27 protein-coding genes are annotated in these 21,872 nt (G+C 65.7%); 14 read left to right on the top strand and 13 right to left on the bottom strand.

The features are described 5' to 3' along the window. The first annotated feature begins 20 nt into the window (after positions 1-20). Positions 21-713, top strand: coding sequence for a TetR/AcrR family transcriptional regulator (locus AC1DW9_RS13660; protein WP_476776063.1), 693 nt, complete (start codon positions 21-23; stop codon positions 711-713). Positions 714-740: 27 nt separating this feature from the next. On the opposite strand, the gene AC1DW9_RS13655 is transcribed toward AC1DW9_RS13660, so the two are convergent. Then, a complete protein-coding gene (locus AC1DW9_RS13655; RefSeq protein WP_476776062.1) occupies positions 741-1,721 on the bottom strand; it encodes a LysR family transcriptional regulator in 981 nt (326 codons plus the stop codon). A 142-nt stretch (positions 1,722-1,863) separates the two neighbouring features. Here AC1DW9_RS13655 and AC1DW9_RS13650 point away from each other — a divergent pair, with 142 nt between their 5' ends. Both AC1DW9_RS13650 and AC1DW9_RS13645 read left to right on the top strand, forming a co-directional pair. Beyond that, a complete protein-coding gene (locus AC1DW9_RS13650) occupies positions 1,864-3,282 on the top strand; it encodes an MFS transporter (protein WP_476768942.1) in 1,419 nt (472 codons plus the stop codon). Positions 3,283-3,443: 161 nt separating this feature from the next. Then, a complete protein-coding gene (locus tag AC1DW9_RS13645; RefSeq protein WP_476768923.1) occupies positions 3,444-3,959 on the top strand; it encodes a DUF2721 domain-containing protein in 516 nt (171 codons plus the stop codon). A gap of 60 nt (positions 3,960-4,019) precedes the next feature. On the opposite strand, the gene aceB is transcribed toward AC1DW9_RS13645, so the two are convergent. Next, the gene (gene aceB / locus AC1DW9_RS13640) at positions 4,020-5,621 is read right to left on the bottom strand and encodes a malate synthase A (protein ID WP_476776061.1); all 1,602 of its coding nucleotides are present in this window, start codon (positions 5,619-5,621) and stop codon (positions 4,020-4,022) included. A gap of 175 nt (positions 5,622-5,796) precedes the next feature. Here aceB and AC1DW9_RS13635 point away from each other — a divergent pair, with 175 nt between their 5' ends. Further along, positions 5,797-6,315, top strand: coding sequence for a GNAT family N-acetyltransferase (locus tag AC1DW9_RS13635; RefSeq protein ID WP_441488254.1), 519 nt, complete (start codon positions 5,797-5,799; stop codon positions 6,313-6,315). A 10-nt stretch (positions 6,316-6,325) separates the two neighbouring features. Here AC1DW9_RS13635 and AC1DW9_RS13630 read toward each other — a convergent pair whose 3' ends face one another. From AC1DW9_RS13630 to ygfZ, 3 genes are read right to left on the bottom strand one after another with little or no spacing between them, the layout of a single operon-like run. After that, a complete protein-coding gene (locus AC1DW9_RS13630; RefSeq protein WP_441488255.1) occupies positions 6,326-6,922 on the bottom strand; it encodes a YfbR-like 5'-deoxynucleotidase in 597 nt (198 codons plus the stop codon). A 2-nt stretch (positions 6,923-6,924) separates the two neighbouring features. Beyond that, on the bottom strand, positions 6,925-7,548 hold the full coding sequence (locus tag AC1DW9_RS13625; protein ID WP_441488256.1) for a DNA-3-methyladenine glycosylase I: 624 nt from the start codon (positions 7,546-7,548) through the stop codon (positions 6,925-6,927). Next, entirely contained in the window at positions 7,545-8,429 is an 885-nt protein-coding gene (gene ygfZ, locus AC1DW9_RS13620; RefSeq protein ID WP_476768920.1) for a CAF17-like 4Fe-4S cluster assembly/insertion protein YgfZ, read from the bottom strand. Before ygfZ ends, AC1DW9_RS13625 begins: the two co-directional genes overlap by 4 nt. Before the next feature lie 97 nt (positions 8,430-8,526). On the opposite strand from ygfZ, the gene AC1DW9_RS13615 reads away from it, so the two are divergent. The 6 genes from AC1DW9_RS13615 (at position 8,527) to AC1DW9_RS13590 (ending at position 13,904) form a co-directional block, all read left to right on the top strand. Beyond that, positions 8,527-9,864: a dihydroorotase gene (locus AC1DW9_RS13615; protein WP_476776060.1), complete on the top strand. Its 1,338-nt coding sequence runs from the start codon at positions 8,527-8,529 to the stop codon at positions 9,862-9,864. 146 nt (positions 9,865-10,010) lie between these two features. Then, complete coding sequence (locus AC1DW9_RS13610; protein ID WP_476776059.1) at positions 10,011-10,673, top strand: dihydrofolate reductase family protein; 663 nt, start codon at positions 10,011-10,013, stop codon at positions 10,671-10,673. 119 nt (positions 10,674-10,792) lie between these two features. Then, positions 10,793-11,221 carry a YciI family protein gene (locus tag AC1DW9_RS13605; protein WP_441507033.1) on the top strand — a complete coding sequence of 143 codons (429 nt, stop codon included), beginning with the start codon at positions 10,793-10,795 and terminating at the stop codon, positions 11,219-11,221. 97 nt (positions 11,222-11,318) lie between these two features. Then, positions 11,319-11,738, top strand: coding sequence for a YciI family protein (locus tag AC1DW9_RS13600; protein ID WP_476771086.1), 420 nt, complete (start codon positions 11,319-11,321; stop codon positions 11,736-11,738). A gap of 54 nt (positions 11,739-11,792) precedes the next feature. Further along, the gene (locus AC1DW9_RS13595; RefSeq protein WP_441507034.1) at positions 11,793-12,581 is read left to right on the top strand and encodes an alpha/beta fold hydrolase; all 789 of its coding nucleotides are present in this window, start codon (positions 11,793-11,795) and stop codon (positions 12,579-12,581) included. 54 nt (positions 12,582-12,635) lie between these two features. Beyond that, the gene (locus tag AC1DW9_RS13590) at positions 12,636-13,904 is read left to right on the top strand and encodes an RNA polymerase sigma factor (RefSeq protein ID WP_476769623.1); all 1,269 of its coding nucleotides are present in this window, start codon (positions 12,636-12,638) and stop codon (positions 13,902-13,904) included. Positions 13,905-14,011: 107 nt separating this feature from the next. Here AC1DW9_RS13590 and AC1DW9_RS13585 read toward each other — a convergent pair whose 3' ends face one another. The 5 genes from AC1DW9_RS13585 to pdxH form a co-directional block, all read right to left on the bottom strand. Next, a complete protein-coding gene (locus AC1DW9_RS13585; RefSeq protein ID WP_441488264.1) occupies positions 14,012-14,281 on the bottom strand; it encodes a hypothetical protein in 270 nt (89 codons plus the stop codon). Between the two features lie 185 nt (positions 14,282-14,466). Next, on the bottom strand, positions 14,467-14,904 hold the full coding sequence (locus AC1DW9_RS13580; protein ID WP_476776058.1) for a TIGR02301 family protein: 438 nt from the start codon (positions 14,902-14,904) through the stop codon (positions 14,467-14,469). Then, positions 14,901-15,380, bottom strand: a complete 480-nt coding sequence (locus tag AC1DW9_RS13575) for an NUDIX hydrolase (protein ID WP_476776057.1) — start codon at positions 15,378-15,380, stop codon at positions 14,901-14,903. The genes AC1DW9_RS13580 and AC1DW9_RS13575 overlap by 4 nt, the downstream gene beginning before the upstream one ends. Further along, positions 15,377-16,153 (bottom strand): SDR family NAD(P)-dependent oxidoreductase, encoded by a 777-nt coding sequence (locus AC1DW9_RS13570; RefSeq protein ID WP_052514014.1) that lies wholly within the window; start codon positions 16,151-16,153, stop codon positions 15,377-15,379. Before AC1DW9_RS13570 ends, AC1DW9_RS13575 begins: the two co-directional genes overlap by 4 nt. A 12-nt stretch (positions 16,154-16,165) precedes the next feature. Continuing rightward, a complete protein-coding gene (pdxH, locus tag AC1DW9_RS13565) occupies positions 16,166-16,780 on the bottom strand; it encodes a pyridoxamine 5'-phosphate oxidase (protein ID WP_441488267.1) in 615 nt (204 codons plus the stop codon). Positions 16,781-16,907: 127 nt separating this feature from the next. Here pdxH and AC1DW9_RS13560 point away from each other — a divergent pair, with 127 nt between their 5' ends. The 3 genes from AC1DW9_RS13560 to fabI all read left to right on the top strand — a co-directional run bounded on the left by AC1DW9_RS13560 (position 16,908) and on the right by fabI (position 19,353). Continuing rightward, entirely contained in the window at positions 16,908-17,372 is a 465-nt protein-coding gene (locus tag AC1DW9_RS13560) for an RT0821/Lpp0805 family surface protein (protein WP_441507677.1), read from the top strand. 147 nt (positions 17,373-17,519) lie between these two features. Next, entirely contained in the window at positions 17,520-18,437 is a 918-nt protein-coding gene (locus AC1DW9_RS13555; RefSeq protein WP_476776056.1) for a DnaJ C-terminal domain-containing protein, read from the top strand. Between the two features lie 76 nt (positions 18,438-18,513). Then, entirely contained in the window at positions 18,514-19,353 is an 840-nt protein-coding gene (gene fabI, locus AC1DW9_RS13550) for an enoyl-ACP reductase FabI (protein ID WP_441507678.1), read from the top strand. Positions 19,354-19,368: 15 nt separating this feature from the next. Here fabI and folK read toward each other — a convergent pair whose 3' ends face one another. Genes folK through folP form a run of 3 tightly spaced genes read right to left on the bottom strand, consistent with a single transcriptional unit; the run spans position 19,369 to position 21,075 of the window. Continuing rightward, the gene (gene folK / locus AC1DW9_RS13545) at positions 19,369-19,884 is read right to left on the bottom strand and encodes a 2-amino-4-hydroxy-6-hydroxymethyldihydropteridine diphosphokinase (RefSeq protein ID WP_476776055.1); all 516 of its coding nucleotides are present in this window, start codon (positions 19,882-19,884) and stop codon (positions 19,369-19,371) included. Next, positions 19,874-20,248: a dihydroneopterin aldolase gene (folB, locus tag AC1DW9_RS13540; protein WP_069879469.1), complete on the bottom strand. Its 375-nt coding sequence runs from the start codon at positions 20,246-20,248 to the stop codon at positions 19,874-19,876. Before folB ends, folK begins: the two co-directional genes overlap by 11 nt. Beyond that, a complete protein-coding gene (gene folP / locus AC1DW9_RS13535; RefSeq protein ID WP_476769607.1) occupies positions 20,245-21,075 on the bottom strand; it encodes a dihydropteroate synthase in 831 nt (276 codons plus the stop codon). Before folP ends, folB begins: the two co-directional genes overlap by 4 nt. A gap of 149 nt (positions 21,076-21,224) precedes the next feature. Between folP and AC1DW9_RS13530 the strand changes: the two genes are divergently transcribed. Then, a complete protein-coding gene (locus AC1DW9_RS13530) occupies positions 21,225-21,821 on the top strand; it encodes a histidine phosphatase family protein (RefSeq protein WP_476855112.1) in 597 nt (198 codons plus the stop codon). The last annotated feature ends 51 nt before the right edge of the window (positions 21,822-21,872 follow it).

The raw sequence follows: 21,872 nt of genomic DNA, 5'->3' as shown, positions 1-21,872 counted from the left end.
CCGAAACAGCGCCCGTTTGAATGGGCAAAATTGGATATACAAACTGTATAGTCATGAGTCGCGAGAGAACGTCAAGGCCCTATTCGAGTGCCAAACGAGAGGCCAAAACCGCAGAAACGCGCGGCCGGCTCCTCGCTGCGGCAGCGGCATTGCTTCGCGAGCCGGCTGGAAGGACGCTCTCGCTAGAGGCCGTGGCGGCCGCGGCGGGCGTGACTCGACTGACCGTCTACAATCAGTTCGGCTCGCGACGCGGGCTGCTGGAGGCGACCTTCGACGCCCTGGCGGCTGCCGGCGGGATCGCTGATCTTGCAGACGCAATGGCCATTTCTGACCCGAAGGAGGCCTTGGCGGCCCTGGTCACGGTGTTCTGCGGCTTCTGGAGTTCCGATGACGGACTGGTTGGGCTGTTCGCGACAGCGGCCGGCGACACCGAACTGACGGAGAGCCTGGCAGAACGCAATGAGCGCCGTCGGCTGGCGCTGGCCGCGCTCGTGCGCCGCCAGGGTGGGCGCGACGAGCAACTGCAGCGCGATGCCGTCGACCTGCTCTTCGCGCTGACCAGCTTTGCCGTGTTCCACATGCTGCGGTCCGGCGGGCGCGAACCAGATGCCATATGCGCGCTGCTTCAACCGCTTTGCGACCAGGCTCTGCGGGGCAATGATGGCGCGCTGAACCTGTCGCCGCGGGGGGGCGGTGTCTCAGCCGGATTGTGACAGGGCGGCTGCCGCTGCCATCGGACGTCAGTAATCGGGCAGGAGATCAGCCTGCGGGCGGCGCCCTCGGTTGTTCCCTGTTTCAGCCGGCACCCCACCCATATCATCGGGCGAATTCTGCATCCCGCAGACCCGGCGGACGCATTCGCGCAGCCAGCGGTGCGCAGGATCGGCATCCAGCCTGGGATGCCAGAGCAGGGACACGGAGATCTCAGGCACAGAAACCGGCAGCGGAAAGGTGACCATGCCGTCGCGCAGGGTCCGAGTGTGTCGTTCGGGCACAATGGCGACGAGATCGGATCCACGCGCGAGCGAGAGCGCAGGCGAGAAGCCGGTGACGATCGTGGCGATGTCTCGCCGCAGTCCGATCGCCTCCAGCGCGTCGTCGATCGGTCCCTTGTCGAGACCGCGCCGCGAGACGAGGATCTGCCGGCCAGCAGCAAAGCGATCGGCGGTGATCTCGCCTGTGGCCAATGGATGTCCCCGCCGCACGACCCCGACGAAGTGATCCGCGAACAGCGCCCGCGTCCTGATTTCCGGACTCTGCGCCGCCCCGATGACACCGGTTTCGAGATCGACACTGCCTTCTCGAAGCAGCGTACTATCCTTGTCCAGCTTCTGGACGAAGCGGAGCCGTATGCCGGGCGCTTCCGCCTGGATGTGCGCGATGAGTTCAGGCCCAAAGGCCTCGACGAAGCCGTCGCTCGCCCGAACCGAGAAGGTCCGGACAAGCCGTTGCAGATCGAGCGCCTCGGCCGGCCGCAGGATCGCCTCCGCTTCCTGAACGAGCGGACCGACGCGCTCCCGCAATTCCAGTGCACGCGGCGTTGGTACAAGGCCGCGCCCCGCCCTTACCAACAGCGGGTCGCCGATCGTCTCGCGCAGCCGCGCCAGGGCTCGGCTCATCGCGGACGGGCTTAGCCGCAGGCGCCGGGCAGCGCGGGCCACGCTGCCTTCGGTGAGAAGGACATCGAGGGTGATGAGCAAGTTGAGGTCGGCTCTCGTCATGCTGGCAAGACTAGCACGGCTCGCCAGCATGACATGGCGTCAAATGCACTGAATCAGTGCAAATGCTGCGTCTTCCGCCAGGTGTCATATGTGGCTACCTGCTTCGAACAGTGCTTCGGAGCCCCCCACGATGATGAAGGCTATGCTTGACCCGCCGTTCCCCACCGAAGCCCCGACGGCCCAGCGTGGCGCGCCTCGTTTGGCTCTCGCCGGCCTATCCCTCTGCATGTTGCTGTCCTCGCTTGGCACCAGCATTGCCAATGTCGGCCTGCCGGCGCTGGTGCAGGCCTTCGCAGCCTCCTTCCAGCAGGTGCAGTGGGTGGTCCTCGCCTATTTGCTTGTCATCACCACGTTGAGCGTCGGGGTCGGACGACTTGGCGATCTCGTCGGACGCCGCTCGCTTCTGCTGGCCGGCATAGCCCTCTTCACAGCGGGCTCGGCGGGGTGCGGCCTTGCTTCCGGCCTCGCCGGCTTGATCGCCGCGCGGGCGGTGCAGGGGGCGGGCGCCGCAGTCATGATGACGCTGAGCCTGGCCCTTGTCGGCGATGCCCTGCCGAGGGACCGGACCGGCAGTGCCATGGGGTTGCTCGGCACCATGTCGGCGGTCGGCACGGCACTCGGCCCCTCGCTCGGTGGTGCTGTCATCGACGGCTTCGGATGGCGGGCGATATTCCTTGTCACTGTCCCGTTCGGCGTCGTTGCCTTCATGATCGCCTTGCGGAGCCTTCCGGTCGATCGCCTCGAGAAGAGGGGAGACAAGCCGCGCTTCGATATGCTCGGCACGCTGCTGCTGGCCGCTGCGCTGGTTGCCTATGCGCTCGCCATGACCTGGAACCGCGGTGCATTCGGCTTGCTCAATGGCGGGCTCCTGCTAGCCGCAGCAGTCGCCGCGCTCCTGTTCGTATTGGTACAAGCGCGGGTCGCGGAGCCCCTGATCCGGCTCTCGATGCTGCGCGAGCCCGGGCTGCGGAAAGGCCTCGCCACAACCGCGCTGGTCGCGGCGGTGATGATGACAACACTGGTCGTTGGCCCCTTCCATCTCACCATGGCGCTCGGCCTCGATGCATCGGGCGCTGGCCTGGTCATGGCGATCGGGCCGGTTGTCGCGGCGCTCTCGGGCGTACCGGCTGGCCGCTTGGTCGATCGGTTCGGCGCGCAACGCATGAGCTTGGTGGGCTTGGCCGCCATGGCCGTCGGATCGCTTCTCTTCGCGCTCATGCCGCTGCAGATCGGGATTGCGGGCTATGCCGTTCCCCTGATCGTTCTCACCCCAGGCTATGCGCTGTTCCAGGCCGCCAACAACACGGCCGTGATGCGAGAGGCTGGTCCGGAAGGGCGCGGGCTTGTCTCCGGGATGCTCGGCCTCGCCCGCAATCTCGGCCTGATCACCGGTGCTTCGGTGATGGGTGCGGTGTTCGCTCTCGCCGCGGGGACGGACGGCAGCGCGGTCGCATCTCCGGACATGGTCGCGACCGGATTGCACGTCACCTTTGGCCTGGCTGGAGCAATGATCGTCATGGCCCTTGCCATCGCGAGCCGCTCGGGCACTCCCGCTGCTTGAGGATGGAATCCGGCTGCGCTCGGGCTGAGGTTGGTGCCGCGACATGAATGAGGATCCGTCGGGGCATTTCCATTGTCACCAGCGGATAGCCGTAGACAGGCGCGTCGGCCGCGAGTTTCATGAATCCACGCTCTAACCACGCATGATCGCTTGGGCCCGGGATGGGATTGGGGGCTGTCTATCGCACCCGGTTGGTCAATTCGCTCGGCGGCCGACGGCGTTCGCGACGAGGCGAAGAAACCATGATTCCTGAGCTTCCGTCCGTGAACCAGCTTTCATTGGTCATCAGCCAGGCTGCCGCACCAGCATTCCTGCTCGGCGCGGTCGTCGGCCTGATATCGGTCCTGATCAGTCGCCTGGAGCGAATTCTCGACCGGTCGCGCATGTTGAGCAGCCTGCAGGGCGAGGGGCCTGTCGTTCACGAACTCAAGGCTGATCTCCCCCGCCTCGAGCGGCGAGCCCATCTGATCAACAGCGCGATGCGTCTTGCCATCTCGAGCGGTGTTTCGACGATCCTGCTGATGATGCTCGCGTTCATGTTTGCGTTCGTCGGGTCGGCCCATGAACGGGGTGTGGCCGTGCTCTTCATCGTGGCTGTTGGGCTCTTCGGCGCTTCGCTTGTCCAGTTCCTGCGCGAAATCAACGTCGCCTTGCGACGGAGCGATCATATCGCTTGATCCGCATCGCCGGGGCATAGGCAACGACCGGCGCCGCCCAGGCGGCGCCGGTCGTTGGACTCAACCGAGCTTGTCGTACGCCGGGACGGTAAGGAATTCCTCGAATTCAGGCGCGAGCGAGAGGGTCGAGAACAGCTCGATCGCCTCCGGGAAACGGCCCTTTGCGTAGTTTTCAGGCCCGACCTCGCCCTTCACGCGCTCCATCTCCTCGGTGAGGCAGCGCTTGAAGAGATCCGCGGTGACGATGGTGCCTCCGTCAACGGTGACGCCGTACTGGATGAACTGCCAGATCTGGGCACGGCTGATCTCGGCCGTCGCGGCATCCTCCATCATGTTGTAGATCGGCACCGCGCCGCGGCCGCGCAGCCATGCTTCGAGATATTGCACGCCGATGCGGATGTTCTCGCGGAAGCCGGCCTCGGTGCGCGTGCCCTCATGGACCTCGAGCAGTTGCTCGCGGCCGACGGAGACGTCCTCGCGCTTCTTGTCGAGCTGGTTCTGCTGCGGCATCAGCCGGTTGAAGACCTCCATCGCCACCGGCACGAGATCGGGATGGGCAACCCAGGTGCCGTCATGGCCGTCGCCGGCCTCACGCTCCTTGTCGGCCCGGACCTTGGCGAAGGCGGCCTCGTTGGCGGCCGGATCGTTCTTGACCGGGATCTGCGCCGCCATGCCGCCCATGGCGAAGGCGCCGCGGCGGTGACAGGTCTTGATCAGCAGCAGCGAATAGGCCCGCAGGAAGGCCTTGGTCATCACCACCTGCGAGCGATCGGGCAGGACGAAGGCCGGGTTGCGGGCGAGCTTCTTGATGAAGGAGAAGATGTAGTCCCAGCGGCCGCAGTTCAGCCCGGCCATGTGATCCTTCAGCTCATAGAGGATCTCGTCCATTTCGAAGGCCGCGGGCAGGGTCTCGATCAGGATGGTGGCCTTGATCGTGCCGGTCTTGAGGCCAAGCGCGTTCTGAGCGGCGACAAAGACATCGTTCCAGAGCCTGGCCTCGAGATGGCTCTCGAGCTTCGGCAGATAGAAATAGGGGCCGGAGCCCGCAGCCAGCGCCGCCTTGGCATTGTGGAAGACATAGAGGCCGAAATCGACCAGCGAGCCCGAGGCGATTTCACCGTCGATCTCGATATGGCGTTCCGGCAGATGCCAGCCGCGCGGGCGGATGATCAGAACGGCTGGCTTGTCCTTGAGCTTGTAGGCCTTGCCGGTGGTCGGCTCGGTGAAGTCGATCCGGCCGGCCCAGCGATCCCTGAGATTGATCTGGCCTTCGACCATATTGGCCCAGACCGGAGAGGAGGCATCCTCGAAATCGGCCATGAACACCTTGGCGCCGGAGTTCAGCGCGTTGATGATCATCTTGCGGTCGACAGGACCGGTGATCTCGACACGACGATCCTGCAGATCGGCGGGAATCGGCGCCACCTTCCAGTCGCCTTCGCGGATATGCCTGGTCTCGGTCAGGAAATCGGGCGTCTCGCCGGTATCGAAGCGCTTCTGGCGCTCCTTGCGCAAGGCGAGCAGGCGCTTGCGCGTCTCGTTGAAGCGGCGCTGCAAGTCGGCAACGAAGGCGAGCGCATCATGGCTCAGGATCTCGTCGAAGCGCGGACCCATTGCGCCCTTGATGACGACACCCTTCGGCAGGGTCTTGGTGTCCGACATGGCGGTCTCCTTCGCATTCGGCAGGGATGAGGTGAGGCGCAGTATCGGAGGAAATCGCTTTCTCCTGTAGCCGCGGGAATGCTTGATGACTTTTGCCAAAATAGAATAAATCGGCATTCACCCTCTGTCCGCTTGCGTGCAATATCGGAGCGCGGAAAGGCAGGACGGATCGACGATGACCAAGGTAGCAGGATCTCACTGGCGGACCATGACCGTGTCCGATCTCGACGCTGTCGTCGCAGTGGCGGCCGAGGTTCATCCGGATTTTCCGGAGGAGGCCGCCATTTTCGCCGAGCGGCTGAAGCTGTTTGGCGATGGCTGCCGGGTCCTGGACATGGGGAGCGGGATCGCCGCCTATCTGCTCAGCCATCCCTGGCGCGAGCTCGAGCCCCCAGCCCTGAACGCGCCGCTCGGCGCGCTGCCGCCCGCTCCCGGGACCTTCTACATCCATGATCTCGCGCTGCTGCCGCAGGCGCGAGGCACCGGCGCCGCTGTCCTGGCGGTCGCGGATGCACTCAGGCTCGCTCAAAAGTTCGGGCTGCCGAGCCTGTCGCTCGTCGCGGTCAATGCCTCTGTCGGCTTCTGGGGCAAGCAGGGTTTTTCGGTCGTCGTCGACCCGCGGCTCGAGGCCAAGCTTGCGAGCTATGGCAGCGATGCGCGTTTCATGATGCGCCCGGTCGCCGGGGCGGATTGAGCCGAGATCGCTAAACGAGGGCCTGAAAGCGCTCCAGGAAGCGCGCTTGCGCGAGTTCGGTCGACAGTGGCCTCAGCCAGTCCGTGACCTCGCGCGGCAGCGGCTTCGGCCGGCCAAAGAAGATCAGAGCTTCCTCGCGGTCGAAATCGGCGAGTTCGGTCGCCTCGAGGAAAGCCGAGATCTTGTCGGCGTCCTTGGTCTTCCGCGCCAGCATGGCGGGCGTCGCCGCCGGCAGACCGAAGCGCAGATGGATCGCGGCAAGCAGGCGGAGCTCGACGCTCTTATAGGCGTCGCCCATCACCACCTTGAAGGGCGAGATCATGTCGCCGATGACATATTCCGGAGCGTCGTGCAGCAGCGCCATCAGCCGCCAGGGCTTTGACCAGTCCGGATTGAGGTGGCTCGCGATCGCCTCGACCAGCAGGCAGTGCTGCGCCACCGAGAAGGAATGCTCCCCACGCGTCTGGCCGTTCCAGCGCGCGACGCGAGCCAGACCATGCGCGATATCCTCGATCTCTATATCGAGCGGGGAGGGGTCGAGCAGATCGAGCCTCCGGCCCGACAGCATGCGCTGCCAGGCGCGGGGTGGAAGCGGCGCCTTGGCCATGCTCAGGCCGGAACGCGGATGTCGCGGGCGAGCACGGCGCATTCCTCGTAGCGGAAACAGCCGGTCAGATGGTCGTTGACCAGTCCGCAGGCCTGCATGAAGGCGTAGACGATGGTCGGGCCGCAGAAGGTGAAGCCGGCGGCCTTCAGCTCCTTGGAGATCGCCTTGGAGACCGCCGTCTCGGCCGGCACCTCCTCATGAGTCCGAAAAGCGTTCTGGAGGACGCGGCCGTCGAGATGGCGCCAGAGGAAATCCGAGAACTCGCGCCGTTCGCTGATCTCGAGATAGGCGCGAGCGCTCTTGATCGTGCCCTCGATCTTGCCGCGATGGCGGACGATGCCGGCATCGCCGAGCAGCCGCTGGACATCGGTCTCGGTGAAGCGAGCAATCGCCTCCGGCTCGAAACCGGCGAAGGCGGAGCGAAAACTGTCGCGCTTGCGCAGAATGGTGATCCAGGCGAGGCCAGCCTGAAAGCCGTCGAGGATCAGCTTCTCGAACAAGGCGCGCGAATCATATTCCGGCACGCCCCATTCGGTGTCGTGATAGGCGAGATAGAGCGGATCGGTCCCCGGCCAGATGCAACGGAACTTGCCGTCCGGGCCTTCGACTGCTGCGCGTCCGCTCATGCTGCTGCTCCAAAACCGGGCTCGCCGGGGAAGGGGAAGCGGATAAAGTCCGGCTTCGCCAGGGTAAAGGCCACGCCGCCGCCTTCGAGTCTTTCGCCCGCGGCCATGGCGTCGGCGACACGGTCGAGCCGCAGCATGGCGAGCCCGCGCCCCTTGGCGCAGGAACCGATGCGGCCGAGCACCTTGCTGCCGGCGGTCGCCTCGACGCCCATCTCGGGAACCAGTCCCTCGGTAAAGACCACCGGCACGATGCGGGTCCGGGCGGTGCCGCGATGCTGCATGCGCGACACCACCTCCTGGCCGATATAGCAGCCCTTCTTGAAGGAGACGCCGCCAAGCTGGTCGAGCAGCGCCTCATGCGGAAAGGTGTCGCCATAGACGAAATCCCTGCCGCCATCGGGAATGCCGAGCGCGATGCGCCTGGCGTGGTAGGCATCGGGTTCGGCGCTGGCGAGCGAGCCGACGTCGTTGCGGTCAGTGATCGCGCGCTCGCCGAGCGCCGGCAGGCGCGGGTCGGCATAGACGAGGCCGGCATCGTCGGGGAGCGAGAAACCGCCGCTCGATGCGACCACGGTGGCCACCTCGGTGAGATCGTCGAGCGCGACCTTGGCGCGCAACTTGTAGAGCTTCAGCCGCTTCATCAGATCGGGAACCTGCAGGAGCGGCACGTCGAGGAGAAAACCTCCGCGTTCCTCCTCCGGCACCGCGACCACGAGAAAATCGCTGATGATCTTGCCTTGCGGTGTCAGGAGCGCGCCATAGCCGGCATGGTCCGGCGTCACCACGTCCATCTCGTTGGTGACGATGTTCTGCAGGAAGTCGCGCGCGTCCTCGCCACTGACGCGAATGACGCCGCGATCGACCAATCGGGTTGCAGGCATGGTGAAGCTCGTTTCTGATCGCTGCCAAGGGCTGGACGCGGGTCCGTTCGATAGGTAGGCCGCTTCAGCCTCATCCTCAACCAGCAGGACGCCTCCGATGCCGCAGAGCTATGATGTCATTCTGAAGGGCGGCACCGTCGTGAATCACGATGGCCGTGTCCAGCGGGATCTCGGGATTACCGGCGGCAAGATTTTGGCGCTCGGCGATCTGTCGCAGGCTTCCGCAGGTGAGACGGTCGATTGCCGCGGCCTGCATATTCTGCCGGGCGTCATCGACAGCCAGGTGCATTTCCGCGAGCCGGGGCTCGACCACAAGGAGGATCTGGAGACCGGCTCGCGCGCCGCGGTGCTCGGCGGCGTCACGACCGTCTTCGAGATGCCGAACACGATCCCTCAGACCACCGACGAGGCGTCGCTGGCCGACAAGGTCAGGCGCGGTCGGCACCGGATGCATTGCGATTTCGCCTTCTGGGTTGGTGGCACGCATGAGAACATTGCCGATGTGCCGGAGCTGGAGCGCCTGCCGGGTGCGGCGGGCATCAAGGTCTTCATGGGTTCCTCCACCGGCTCGCTGCTGGTCGAGGACGACAAGGGCGTCAGTGAGATCCTGAAGCGCACGCGCCGCCGCGCCGCCTTCCATTCCGAAGACGAGATGATGTTGCGCGAGCGCATGGGCCTGCGCGTCGAGGGGGATCCGTCGAGCCATCCGGTCTGGCGCTCGCCCGAAGTCGCCCTGACCTGCACCAGGCGACTGGTGCGGATTGCACGCGAGACCGGCGCGCGCGTTCACATCCTGCACATCTCGACCGGCGAGGAGATGATCTTCCTCAGGGATCACAAGGACGTCGCGACCGTCGAGGTGCTGCCGAACCATCTGACGCTGGTCGCGCCGGACTGCTACGAGCGGCTTGGCACCTATGCCCAGATGAATCCGCCGATCCGCGACGACAGCCATCGCCGGACGATCTGGTGGGGGCTGGAGCAGGGCATCGTCGACGTGCTCGGCTCCGACCATGCGCCGCATACGCATGAGGAGAAGCATCATGCGTATCCTGCGAGCCATTCCGGCATGCCGGGCGTGCAGACGCTGGTCCCGATCATGCTCGACCATGTCAATGCCGGGCGGCTTTCACTGGAACGGTTCGTCGATCTGACCAGCCATGGCCCGCAACGGATCTTCGGGCTCGAGGGCAAGGGGCGGATCGCGGCGGGCTATGATGCCGACCTGACCATTGTCGACCTGAAGCGCCGCGAGACCATCACCAATGACTGGATCGCCTCGCGCTGCGGCTGGACGCCCTATGACGGCGTCACCGTGACCGGCTGGCCCGTCGGCACCTATGTCCGCGGCCGGAAGGTGATGTGGGAGCGCGAAGTGGTGACGCCTGCGCAGGGCGAGCCGGCGCGCTTCCTGGAGGCGCTGCCGCGCGGCTGAACTTTTTTGCGCGATCGTGTCGATCGTGCGCTGCCCCGTTCGACGTATTGGCGAGGAGCAGGGGGAGGCCGCAGGTCGTTGCGGCTTCCCCTGAGCTCCTGACAATCGCGCGGGGGCACGGCTCCCGCCCAACGGGAGATCCGAAGATGCGAAACGTCGTTGCCGCCACATTCCTGTCCCTAGACGGCGTGATGCAGGCGCCGGGCGGCCCGGAGGAGGATAGCTCGGGCGGCTTCAGCCATGGTGGCTGGACCTTCCACTACTGGGACGAGCCGATGGGCGAGGTCATGGAAAAGGCCTTCGCCGAGGAATTCGACCTGCTGCTCGGCCGCAAGACCTACGACATCTTCGCGGCGCATTGGCCGCATGCCGGCGACGACCCGGTCGCCATGAAGTTCAACGCCTGCATCAAATATGTCGCGACCTCTGCGCCGAAGACGCTGAACTGGCAGAACTCGGTCGCGCTACGCGGCGATATCGCCGCCGAGGTGGCGGCGCTGAAGCGCCAGGACGGTCCCAAGCTCCTGCTCCAGGGCAGCAGCGAACTGATCCAGCTGCTGCTGGCGAAGGACCTGATCGACGAGTTCAACCTGCTGATCTTCCCGGTGGTGCTCGGCGCAGGCAAGCGGCTGTTCGGCGAGGGCACCATGCCCGCTGCCTTCACGCTGGTCGAGAGCAGGGTTTCGAGCACGGGCGTGATCATGGCGACCTATCGTCGAGCCGGTGCGGTTACGACCGGCTCCTTCGCGCTTGAGGCTCCGAGCGAGGACAAGATCGCGCGCCGCGAGAAAAATCTCAGCGCAGCCTGAAAAAAGTTTCGGCGCGTTGTCGATTCCGGAGCGCGCCGTTCGACGTGAGGACAGAGAGCGGGAATTCTCCGCTCTCCGAACCAAAGTCAGAACCCACCCACCCCATCAGGAGAAGACCGATGCGCTTCATGATCATCGTCAAGGCGACCCTGGATTCCGAAGCCGGCATCATGCCGAGCGAGGAACTGCTGACCGCCATGGGCGCCTATAACGAGCAACTGGTAAAGGCCGGCATCATGCTCGCCGGTGACGGGCTGCATCCCAGCTCCAAGGGCGCACGCATCCGCTTCTCAGGCGCCAAGCGTGCCGTCGTCGACGGACCTTTCGCCGAGACCAAGGAACTGATCGCCGGTTTCTGGATCTGGCAGTGCAAGTCGATGGAAGAGGCGGTCGAATGGGTCAAGCGCTGCCCGAATCCAATGACAGGCGATTCCGAGATCGAGATCCGCCGGATCTTCGAGGCCGAGGATTTCGGAGAGGCCTTCACCCCGGAGCTGCGCGAGCAGGAAGAGCGCATCCGCGCCGAGGCCGCGAAAAAGGCCGGCTGACCTGTCGATTTCGCGACGCGTCGATCGACGTGTCCTCAGGAGCGGCGGGGCACCAGGCCCCGACCGGCTTCGGACCACCGACTCCAGGAGCAAATCCATGCGTTACATGATCATGGTCAAGGCGACCAAGGACAGCGAAGCGGGCATCTTCCCGGAAGACGACAGTCTGATGGCGGCGATGGCGGCCTATCACGAGGAGCTTGCCAAGGCCGGCATGCTGCTCGACGGCTCCGGCCTGAAGCCGAGCTGGAAGGGCTGGAGGATCAAGTACTCGGCCGACGGCAAGAACCGCGTCGTTGACGGCCCCTTCGCCGAGACCAAGGAGCTGGTCGCCGGTTACACCGTGATCAAGGCCAAGTCCCGCGAGGAAGCGCTCGAATGGACGCGGCGCTTTCCCAGGCCCTTCGAGCCGGGTCAGGAGTGCGAAATCGAGATCCGCGAACTCTATGAGCTGGAGGATTTCGAGCAGTTCGAATCGGTCGAGCGCTTCCGGGAAATGGGCATCGGCGGTGAGTGACGGCGGGACGATACCTGCCGCTGCGTCTTGCGCCATCGGTCTGTGGAGGCTTTCATGAATACGGTCTTGTCCAAGGATGGCACCGCCATCGCCTATCAGCGCTTCGGTTCCGGCCCGGCGGTCATCCTCGTCGACGGCGCGCTCTGCAGCCGCGCCTTCGGGCCGATGCCGAAGCTTGCGCCGCTGCTGGCGGAGCGCTTCACCGTCTTCGTCTATGACCGCCGCGGGCGCGGCGATAGCGGCGACTCGCCGACCTATGCCAAGCAGCGCGAGATCGAGGACATCGCTGCGCTCGTCGCCGAGGCGGGCGGCGAGGCAGCGGCTGTCGGCCTCTCATCCGGCGCCGCATTGGCGCTTGAAGCTGCCGCCGCAGGCGTGCCGATTCGCCGGCTCGCGCTGTACGAACCGCCTTATCTCGCCGCTGACAAGGAGGGCCGGCAGCCGCCGCAGGACTGCCCCGGCAAGCTCAGGGCGCTGATCGCCGCGGGCCGGCGCAGCGCCGCAGTGCGCTTCTTCATGGTCGATATCGTCGGCATGCCGACATTTGTCGGCTGGCTGATGCGGCTGATGCCGGGCTGGTCCAAGCTCAAGGCAGTGGCCCACACGCTGGTCTACGACACGACGATCATGGGCGATTTCACGGTGCCGGCCGAGCGGTTCGCCAAGGTCGCAGTTCCGACGCTGTTGCTTGCAGGGGAGAAGAGCCCGCGCTCGCTGAGAATGGCGGCGCAGGCTGCGGCCGATTCCGTTCCGGGAGCCAGTCACGCCGTGCTGAAGGGGCAGACGCACAATGTCTCGCTGCCGGTGTTGGCGCCAGAGCTGGAACGCTTTCTCGCGGCCTGACCGCAGACCGGACGGCTTGCGCAGCAAGGGCCGAAATGGTGTGTATCGGCCGTCATGTCGGCGAGCGATGCACACCGTACCATTGAAACGGTCTGGCGAATCGAGGCTCCCAAGCTGATCGCCGGGCTGACGCGCATCACCCGTGATGTCGGGCGCGCCGAGGAACTGGCGCAGGATGCGCTGGTCGCGGCTCTGAAGCAGTGGCCGCAAGACGGCGTACCGCGCAATCCGGGCGCCTGGCTGATGCAGGCGGGCAAGCACCGCGCCCTCGACGGCCTTCGCCGCGACAAGCTTCTCGCCCGCAAGCATCAGGAGCTTGGCCACCAACTCGAAACCGAGACGACGCCCGATCTCGACGCCGCGCTCGATGACGATGTCGGCGACGATCTGCTGCGGCTGGTCTTCACGGCCTGCCATCCGGTTCTCTCGACGGAGGCGCGGCTTGCACTGACGCTGCGACTGCTCGGTGGACTCACCACCGAGGAGATCGCGCGGGCCTTCCTGGTGCCTGAGCCAACCATGGCGCAGCGGATCGTGCGGGCGAAGAAGACGCTTGCCGACGCCAAAGTGCCCTTCGAGGTTCCGCATGGCGCGGAATTGGCCGAGAGACTCGAGTCGGTGCTCGAGGTCGTCTACCTGATCTTCAACGAGGGCTATGCGGCAACAGCCGGTGAGGATTGGATCCGACCGGCCCTGTGCGAAGAAGCACTCAGGCTGGGGCGCATCCTGGCCGAGCTCGCGCCGCTGGAGCCCGAGGTCCATGGACTCGTAGCGCTGATGGAGATCCAGGCGTCGCGCCTCAGGGCCAGGGTCGGCCCGAGCGGCGAGCCGATCCTGCTGCTCGACCAGAATCGCGCATGCTGGGACCATCTTCTGATCGGCCGGGGCCTTGCGGCGATCAAGCGGGCGCGAGCGACAGGTGGCGTTATCGGTCCCTATCTGCTCCAGGCCGAGCTAGCCGCCTGCCATGCGCGAGCGCGCACCGCGGAAGAGACGGATTGGGTCCGCATCGCCGTGCTTTATGGTGCGCTGGCCGCGATCAACCCGTCGCCGATCGTCGAACTCAACCGGGCGGTGGCGATCAGCATGGCCGAGGGGCCGGCAGCCGGGCTTGCCGCGGTCGAACGACTGGCCTCGGAACCCTCGCTGAAGAACTACCATCTGCTGCCGAGCGTACGGGCCGATCTGCTCGGCAAGCTCGATCGGCATGGCGAGGCGCAGGCCGAGTTCGAGCGCGCGGCGGCGATGACGAGGAATGTACAGGAGCGAACATTATTGCTCGCTCGCGCAGAGAATGCCCGCCGGGCCGCTAGCGGCGCCTAGGCAAGACCAGAGCATCAGACCGGACAGTGGGATCCACTTTTCGGAGAAATCCGATGCGGGGCAAAGAGATGGGCCGCCACAATACGTCCGGTCGGACGCACGGCGATCTAGTGCCGTGTGCCCATCGTGAAGGCGCCGCAGCGCACCTTTTCCGCCAGGGTTTCGGCGAAAACAGCTGTGGCTTCTTCGCCATAGGTCTCGACCAGCGTGCGAAAGGCCGCGAAGAGAGCGGCGTGGGCCAGCGCATCGCTGTCGAGCCCGTCCTGCTGCGCCTCGTTGAAGGCGTCCTCGACATAGCCATAGGCGACGCGGCGTGCATCTCCCGGCTCGTCGGTGAGCATGGGATCGAGCTGCAGATCGTCTGGACGGATGGACATGAAGGCACGGACTCTGCGGCTGGTCACAAAGGACCGGCGCGTACCCGAGAATCAGGCCTGCGCCGGGGCGATCGACTGCCTCAGATTCATACGCATCAGGGGAGGCTGGCGCTACCGCGGTGTTTAAGAAAGGTTAATTTGACCGCGCGAGTTTTGAGAAAGACACAGTTTCGTCCCGATGTGACCTATCCGCCATAGCGGCCGGCGAGGGACCGGGCCAGACGGTCGCCTTCGGCGGCGAGTCGCCGTGCGGCCTCCTGGCTGCCGCCAGAACAGCTCCGGTGGGTCGCCGAATAAGCCCGGAAACCGCCGTTATAGGCACTCATCAGCCGTTCCCGCCGCTGTGGCGTGCGTCCTTCGGCCTCGATCAGCGCAGTCATGCGCTCACGCCAGACATCGGCTTCCTTGCCGCCGCACAAGGTCCGCAAATAGGCGAGCGAGCCCATGATCTCGGCGAGTTCGAGCAGTTGCGGTTCGTAGGGCGGAGGCGGCGCCTCGGGGGGCGGCGTGGCCTGGGTCGGCGGCGGCGGCGATTGCTGGCGTTGCCCCTGTGCAATGGCGTGACCGAACGGCGCAACCGCCATTATCCCGGCGAGTAGAAGCGCGAGGCGGGTGCAGGTCACGGCCGCTGACCGCCGCTCTGCAGGATGGCATGGGCGTTTCGCAGCACGTCACCGAGTTCGCGCGTCGTCGCCAAGCCTCCGAGTTTGAGCGGATCGGCCCACATCACGGCGCCTGCCTCAGGACCGGGCTGCGGCTCGCCGGAAATCCATTCGCCGACGAATGAGGCGATGACGAAATGATGCGTCACCGAGCCTGCCGCATCACGCCCGAAAATCTCGACATGCCGGTTGAAGCCGAGAATGGCGGCCTTGACCCCGACCTCCTCCTCGAGCTCGCGCAGTGCGGCCGCTTCAAGCGTCTCGCCTGCTTCGACCTTGCCGCCGGGGAGTGACCAAAGCTGGTCGGCCGGCGGCTTGGTGCGGGTTGCGAGCAGCACCTTGCCGTCGCGGAAGACCGCGAGGGACGCGGCAAGCGTTGGGCGCGCCGCCTTGGCCGGCGTCGGAAAACGGATGACCTGGCCGCCTTGGCTCTTCACACGTGCTGCCCGCCATTGATGTGCAACTCGGCGCCCGTGACATAGGACGAGGCGTCCGTGCAGAGGAAATGGATCGCCTTCGCGACTTCCTCCGTCTTGCCGAGCCGGCCGAGCGGCAGCGTCGCGACGATCTTCTCGGTGCCGGGCGAGAGGATGGCGGTGTCGATCTCGCCGGGCGAAATCGAGTTCACCCGGATGCCGAGCGGGCCGAAATCGGCGGCCATCTCGCGCGTCAGGCTGGCGAGCGCAGCCTTCGAGGTGGCATAGGCGGCACCGGCGAAGGGGTGGACGCGGGAGCCGGCGATCGAGGTGACGTTGACGATCGTGCCCCTGGCGGCGGTCAGCTCGTCCAGCAGGCCGCGCGCCAGCATGATCGGCGCGAAGAAGTTGACCTGGAAGACCTGGTGCCAGTCATTGAAGGAGGTCGTGGCAGCGCCCAGGCGCATGCCCTTCGGCCCCTTCGGCGAAATGCCGGCATTGTTGACCAGCGCATTGAGCTTGCCGCCCTCGGCCGCCAGCCGCTTCTTGATCTCGGCTATGCCACGCATCGTGTCCTCGGGGTCGCCGAGATCGATCTGGACATGATCGTCGGCGCCTGAGGGCCAGGGGCATTTATCCGAGAAGGCCTGGCGCGAGCAGGACAGGATGCGCCAGCCCGCCATGGCGAACTGCATCACCGTGGCGTGGCCGATCCCGCGGCTCGCTCCGGTCAGGAGCATGACCGGGCGCTTGCCTGCCTCGGTCTTGGGGAAGTCGAATTTCGGCATGGCCATGCGGTCAGATCCTCAGGGGTAAAGGCGGGTTCGCGTCCACGGCTCGGCGGCCGAGGCACGGCGGAAGACCACACGGTCGTGCAGGCGGAAGGCGCCGTCGCGCCAGAACTCGATATAGACCGGGTCGATGCGGAATCCAGTCCAATGCGGCGGGCGCGGGATCGTGCTGAGACCGAATTTCGCGGCATAGCTCGCCACGGCCTTCTCGAGCGCGAAGCGGCTCTCGAGCGGGCGCGACTGCTGCGAGGCCCAGGCTCCGATGCGGCTGTCGCGCGGGCGAGACTGGAAATACGCATCGGCCTCGGCGTCGCTGACGATCGACACGGGTCCGCGAATACGGACTTGCCGGCGCAGGCTCTTCCAGTGGAACAACGCGGCCGCCTTGCCCTGGCCGAGCAGCTCCTCGCCCTTCTGGCTTTGGGTGTTGGTGTAGAAGACGAAGCCGTCGCGATCGTGCCCCTTCAGCAGGACCATGCGGACATTGGGCAGGCCCTCGGCATCGACCGTCGAGAGTGCCATGCCGTTGGGGTCGTTCGGCTCGGAGCGCGCGGCCTCCTCCAGCCAGCTCGCGAACAGGGCGAAGGGTTCATCGACTTCGGTGAAGTCACCCGGCGTTAACCGTTCCACGTGTCTAATCCTCGGCAAGTTCTGGTTAAGCGTCGGGCGAGCGCAATCTGTGATTTGGTGTTGGACTGCGAGTTTATATAGGCCAGCCCGGGCGGCGAACCAAAGCCTCGATCGGCGCGCTGCGCCCATGCGTCCGGCTGCTGTCGCCACCGTGCTGCTGCTCGCCGTTGCCAGCGCCGGCTGCTCGGTCTCCTTTCCGATCCTCGGCCTGTCGAGCAAGTCCGAAGACGAGGTGGCGATGACGACGACTTCGACCCTGCCGGCGCGCGGCACGACGAAGCCGAGCGTGCTTGGCGCCCTCTCCACCGAGCTTGGCCCCGAGGATCTGCGCCGTGCCGATGGGGCGATGGCGCTGGCCCTCGACCCCCAGGGCAATGGCGCAGCGGTCAACTGGGATAATCCGCAGAGCGGCATGAAGGGATCGTTCACGCCGGTTGGCGGGCCGTTCCTGCGCTCGGACGAGATTTGTCGTGCCTTCATCGCCAATGTTCAGACGCAGACCAGCCCGGTTCGGCTTCAGGGCACGGCCTGCCGTCCGTCCGGTGGAGAATGGGCAGTCAAGGAAACGCAACCCTGGAAGGGGTTGAGCTAGCATAGGCTGCCGGATCCGGCCTGCGGCCGCGTCGGGAAGGAAAACGTTGCATTCCCGCCACAGTCTCCCCACATAGCGGGCGGAGCTGTTCCGGCGTGCCGTATCGGGCGCGGGATACAGCGTCTCGTCGAAGAGTGGGGTTCATGCATGCGCGATCCGTATCAGGTCCTGGGCGTCGCCCGTGGTGCCAGCGAAGCTGAAATCAAGAAAGCCTATCGCCGTCGCGCCAAGGACCTGCATCCCGACCGCAATCAGGATGATCCCAAGGCGCAGGACCGCTTCTCGGAGCTCAACAGCGCCTATGAGATCGTGGGTGACGAAACCAAGCGCAAACAGTTCGACCGCGGCGAGATCGACGCCGACGGCAAGCCGAAATTCCAGGGCTTCGAGGGCATGGGCGCCGGTCGGGGCGGGCGTGCCGGCGGGTTCGAGTTCAATTTCGGCCATGGCGGCGGCGCGGCCTCGGGGCGTGGCGGGGCCGATCAGGGCTTCGATCCTGCCGATATTTTCGGCTCGCTTTTCGGTGACGCGGCCCGCCGCGGCGGCGGCCGGGCTCGCCATGAGCCCCAGAAACCGCCGGAGCAGAGCTTTTCGCTGAGCGTCTCGCTTGCCGAGGCAGCCACGGGCGCTACCCGCCGTGTGAAGCTGCCGCATGGGCGCGAGGTCGAGGTCACGATTCCCGAGGGTGTTGCGGACGGCAAGGTCATGCGGCTGCGCGGCCTTGGCCAGACCGATCCCTTCTCGGGCGAGGCTGGCGACCTGCTGATGACGATCAAGGTCAAGCCCGATCCGCGCTTCACGATCGAGGGCCATGATCTGCGTACCCGCGTGGCGGTTCCGCTGGCGACGGCCGTGCTGGGCGGGCCGCTGCATGTGCCGACCCTCACCGGAGCCGTGGAGATGAAGATTCCGCCGCTAACCGGTACGACGAAGCAGTTTCGCCTGCGCGGCAAAGGGCTGAAGGGCGAGAAGGGTCATCACGGCGATCTCTTCGTCGCAATCGACATCGAGATGCCGGAGAAGGATCCTGAACTGATGGCGCTGATGAAGGCGCGGAGCGAGTAAGCGAGCAACTGAGCCTTTCGTTGAGGCGCTGGCTCGGCTAAGAGACCTTCCGCTTCGTCCAGTTCGCAGGTCCCCGATGCCCGAATCCAGCGCTGCCTCCTCCACCGCCAATGTCCTGAAGGGCAAGCGGGGCCTCATCATGGGCGTCGCGAACAATCGCTCGATTGCCTGGGGCATTGCCAAGGCTGCGGCCGATGCTGGTGCGGAGCTGGCTTTCACCTATCAGGGCGATGCGCTGAAGAAGCGCGTCGAACCCCTGGCGAAGGAACTTGGCGGACACGTTGTCGGCCATTGCGACGTCACCGACTCGGCGACGATCGATGCCGTCTTCGCCGAGGTCGAGAAGCTCTGGGGCAAGCTCGATTTCGTCGTTCACTGCATCGCCTTCTCCGACAAGGACGAGCTGACCGGCCGCTATGTCGAGACGACTGAAGCGAATTTCACCAAGTCGCTCCTGATCTCCTGCTACTCCTTCACCGCCGTCACGCAGCGCGCCGAGAAGCTGATGACCAATGGCGGCTCGATGCTGACGCTGACCTATTACGGCGCCGAGAAATGGATGCCGCATTACAACGTCATGGGCGTGGCGAAGGCGGCGCTGGAATCGAGCGTGCAGTATCTTGCCGCCGATCTCGGTCCCTCGAAGATCCGCGTCAACGCGATCTCGGCTGGGCCGATCAAGACGCTCGCCGCCTCTGGTATCGGCGATTTCCGCTATATCCTGCGCTGGAACGAGTACAATTCACCGCTCCGTCGCACCGTGACGATCGAGGAAGTCGGCGAGACAGCAGTCTTCCTGGTCTCCGACATGTCGCGCGGCATCACCGGCGAGATCATGCATGTCGATGCCGGCTACCACGTGGTCGGCATGAAGGTGCCGTCTGCCCCCGATATCACGCTCGACAAGGGCGAGTGATCCGGAGCGCCGGCTTCAGCCGGCGCCGGCGTTCCGCAGGCGCGCCGTTTCCGTATCGTCGCGCCTGACTTCCTCGCTCGCGAGAGCGTCGCGCAGCTCGGACGCACTCCCGCCGCCGATGACGAGCGTCGGCGCGATTTCCGCGAGCGGCGCCAGGACGAAGGCGCGCTCGGCGATGCGCGGGTGCGGAACCTGAAGACCCGGCTCGTCGATGATAGCCTCGCCATAAGTCAGAAGATCGATATCGAGCGTGCGCGGCCCCCAGCGCTCCTTGCGCTCGCGGCCTTGCTCGCGCTCGATCCTCAGACAGAAGGCGAGCAGGTCGGCCGCCGCGAGATCGGTTGCGATCATCACGGCCATGTTCTTGAATTCGGGCTGGTCGAGCTTGCCCCAGGGCGCGGTGCGATAGACCGACGAAATCCGCAGCACGGTCACGGCAGGATGGCGCGCGAGGGCTTCGATCGCGGCGGCGAAGGCAATGACCGGATCGCCGAGATTGCCGCCGAAGCAGAGAGCGGCCTCAGTCTTCACGCCGGAAGTCCAGGCGGATGCCGACAGCTGCCAGCGTTGCCGGAATCGGCGGCGCGGGCTTGCGCAGGGTGATCCAGACACGGCTGACCGGCGGGAACTCGGCCAGGATGGCCTGCGCCACGGCGCGCGCTGCCGCTTCCAGCAAATTGTAGCGGCGGGTGGTGAAGGTCTGTTTCACCACGGCGACGACCTTGCCGTAATCGACCGTATCCGCGAGGTCGTCGCTGATGGCCGAGGCGTGGATATTGGTCGCCAGCGCAATATCGAGCGTGAAGCGCTGGCCGAGCCGTTCCTCCTCGGAGAAGCAGCCGTGATAGGCATAGATGTCGAGCTTCTCGATCAGGATGCTGCCTGTCTCGCTCATGGCGCGTCTCCGATGGCGGTCCAGACCTTGAAGGCGTCGGCATGTGGACGAATGTCATGCGCGCGGATGATCGAGGCGCCCTGCGAGACGCCGTAGAGATGGGCTGCCAGCGTGCCGGCCAGTCGCTCGGCCGGAACCTTCTGGCCGGTGATCAGACCGATGGTCGACTTGCGTGAGGCGCCGAGCAGGATGGCGCAGCCAAGCTGTTCGAGCTGGCGGAGGTCGCGGATCATCGCGAGGTTCTGCGCCGGCGTCTTGCCGAAGCCGATTCCCGGGTCGACCACGATCTGCTCGCGTGGCACGCCGGCTGCGATGGCGATGGCGATGGAGCGTTCGAGGTAGCGCAGAACGTCGTCGAGGATATCAAGCGCGGGATCGATGCTGTCGCGGTTGTGCATCAGGATCATCGGGGCGCCGAAGCGGGCAGCGACATCGGCAATGGCCGGCTCGCGCTGGCAGCCCCAGACGTCATTGACGATCGCTGCGCCGGCGCCGAGCGCGGCTTCGGCGACCTCGGCCTTGTAGCTGTCGATCGAGATCGGGATGCGTGTTCGGGTGGCGAGTCGCGAAATCACCGGGATGACCCGGGCACGCTCGGTCTCCGCATCGACTTCTGCATGGCCTGGCCGGGTCGACTCGCCGCCGATATCGACGATATCGGCGCCCTCCGCGATCAGCGTTTCGGCATGAGCGATCGCCTCGTCGGCGCTCTTCAGCATGCCGCCATCCGAGAAGGAATCGGGAGTGACATTGACGACGCCCATGAGCAGGGGCGTCGTGCCGAGGGCAAGCCTGCGACCGTCTGGCAAAGTGAGAGCCGGGGACATGGATCCATCCGAAGCGGAGAGCCGCCTATACACAGCGCACTCGCGCTCTGCCATCAGAAAGCGATGACAGGTTGCCATGGCCAATACGCATGCCCCTGTGCCCCTCTGACGCTTTGACCTGCGGGCGCGGAGCGTGCATGAGCCGGAGCATGCTGCCGCTCACGATCTCTCACCGCCTCTTCCTCGTCCGTCACGGCGAAACCGACTGGAACCGGGAGGGTCGTCTCCAGGGTTCGAAGGACATCCCGCTGAACGAGCTCGGGCGCGAGCAGGCGGCCGAAGCCGCCGGGCGCCTGCGCAACCTGGTGCAGGGCTATGAGGGGCTCGATTTCGTGGCCTCTCCCATGGAGCGGGCGCGCGAGACCATGGAAATCCTGCGCTACCGGCTGGGGTTGCCGCCCAAGGGCTACCGCATCGATGAGCGCCTGCGCGAGCTGACCTTCGGCGCCTGGGAAGGGTTCACCTGGCGCGAGGTCCGCAAGTCCGAGCGCGAGCTGGCGCTGGCGCGCGAGCGCGACAAATGGGGCTTCGTTCCCCCTGAAGGCGAGAGCTACCGGATGCTGGCCGAGCGGATCAGGCCGGTGCTGGAAGGGCTGACGGGCGAGACGGTGATGGTGAGCCATGGCGGTGTGGCGCGCGCCGTGCTCGCGCTTGTCGGGGCGGTCGCGCCGGGGGAAGCCGCCATGGTCGATATCTGGCAGGGCAAGATCCTGATGGTCTCGGACGGACGCGTCTCCTGGGTCTAGCGCGAGGTTCGGTCGCAGACATTCATCGTGGGTTCAGGGGTGCTCTTTAAG

It is taken from the genome of Allobosea sp. P4_E12 (genome assembly GCF_056401655.1).
This window is presented reverse-complemented; position numbering and strand designations above follow the sequence as displayed.

Coding starts and splice junctions, on each gene's coding strand:
- AC1DW9_RS13650 (WP_476768942.1), top strand. CDS start 1,864: ATGCTTGACCCGCCGTTCCCCACCGAAGCCCCGACGGCCCAGCGTGGC.
- AC1DW9_RS13610 (WP_476776059.1), top strand. CDS start 10,011: ATGCGAAACGTCGTTGCCGCCACATTCCTGTCCCTAGACGGCGTGATG.
- AC1DW9_RS13600 (WP_476771086.1), top strand. CDS start 11,319: ATGCGTTACATGATCATGGTCAAGGCGACCAAGGACAGCGAAGCGGGC.
- AC1DW9_RS13615 (WP_476776060.1), top strand. CDS start 8,527: ATGCCGCAGAGCTATGATGTCATTCTGAAGGGCGGCACCGTCGTGAAT.
- AC1DW9_RS13645 (WP_476768923.1), top strand. CDS start 3,444: ATGGGATTGGGGGCTGTCTATCGCACCCGGTTGGTCAATTCGCTCGGC.
- ygfZ (WP_476768920.1), bottom strand. CDS start 8,429: ATGCCTGCAACCCGATTGGTCGATCGCGGCGTCATTCGCGTCAGTGGC.
- AC1DW9_RS13560 (WP_441507677.1), top strand. CDS start 16,908: ATGCGTCCGGCTGCTGTCGCCACCGTGCTGCTGCTCGCCGTTGCCAGC.
- AC1DW9_RS13635 (WP_441488254.1), top strand. CDS start 5,797: ATGACCAAGGTAGCAGGATCTCACTGGCGGACCATGACCGTGTCCGAT.
- folB (WP_069879469.1), bottom strand. CDS start 20,248: ATGAGCGAGACAGGCAGCATCCTGATCGAGAAGCTCGACATCTATGCC.
- AC1DW9_RS13595 (WP_441507034.1), top strand. CDS start 11,793: ATGAATACGGTCTTGTCCAAGGATGGCACCGCCATCGCCTATCAGCGC.
- AC1DW9_RS13625 (WP_441488256.1), bottom strand. CDS start 7,548: ATGAGCGGACGCGCAGCAGTCGAAGGCCCGGACGGCAAGTTCCGTTGC.
- AC1DW9_RS13590 (WP_476769623.1), top strand. CDS start 12,636: ATGTCGGCGAGCGATGCACACCGTACCATTGAAACGGTCTGGCGAATC.
- folP (WP_476769607.1), bottom strand. CDS start 21,075: ATGTCCCCGGCTCTCACTTTGCCAGACGGTCGCAGGCTTGCCCTCGGC.
- AC1DW9_RS13630 (WP_441488255.1), bottom strand. CDS start 6,922: ATGGCCAAGGCGCCGCTTCCACCCCGCGCCTGGCAGCGCATGCTGTCG.
- AC1DW9_RS13585 (WP_441488264.1), bottom strand. CDS start 14,281: ATGTCCATCCGTCCAGACGATCTGCAGCTCGATCCCATGCTCACCGAC.
- AC1DW9_RS13660 (WP_476776063.1), top strand. CDS start 21: ATGGGCAAAATTGGATATACAAACTGTATAGTCATGAGTCGCGAGAGA.
- fabI (WP_441507678.1), top strand. CDS start 18,514: ATGCCCGAATCCAGCGCTGCCTCCTCCACCGCCAATGTCCTGAAGGGC.
- AC1DW9_RS13530 (WP_476855112.1), top strand. CDS start 21,225: ATGCTGCCGCTCACGATCTCTCACCGCCTCTTCCTCGTCCGTCACGGC.
- AC1DW9_RS13555 (WP_476776056.1), top strand. CDS start 17,520: ATGCGCGATCCGTATCAGGTCCTGGGCGTCGCCCGTGGTGCCAGCGAA.
- AC1DW9_RS13655 (WP_476776062.1), bottom strand. CDS start 1,721: ATGACGAGAGCCGACCTCAACTTGCTCATCACCCTCGATGTCCTTCTC.
- AC1DW9_RS13570 (WP_052514014.1), bottom strand. CDS start 16,153: ATGGCCATGCCGAAATTCGACTTCCCCAAGACCGAGGCAGGCAAGCGC.
- aceB (WP_476776061.1), bottom strand. CDS start 5,621: ATGTCGGACACCAAGACCCTGCCGAAGGGTGTCGTCATCAAGGGCGCA.
- AC1DW9_RS13605 (WP_441507033.1), top strand. CDS start 10,793: ATGCGCTTCATGATCATCGTCAAGGCGACCCTGGATTCCGAAGCCGGC.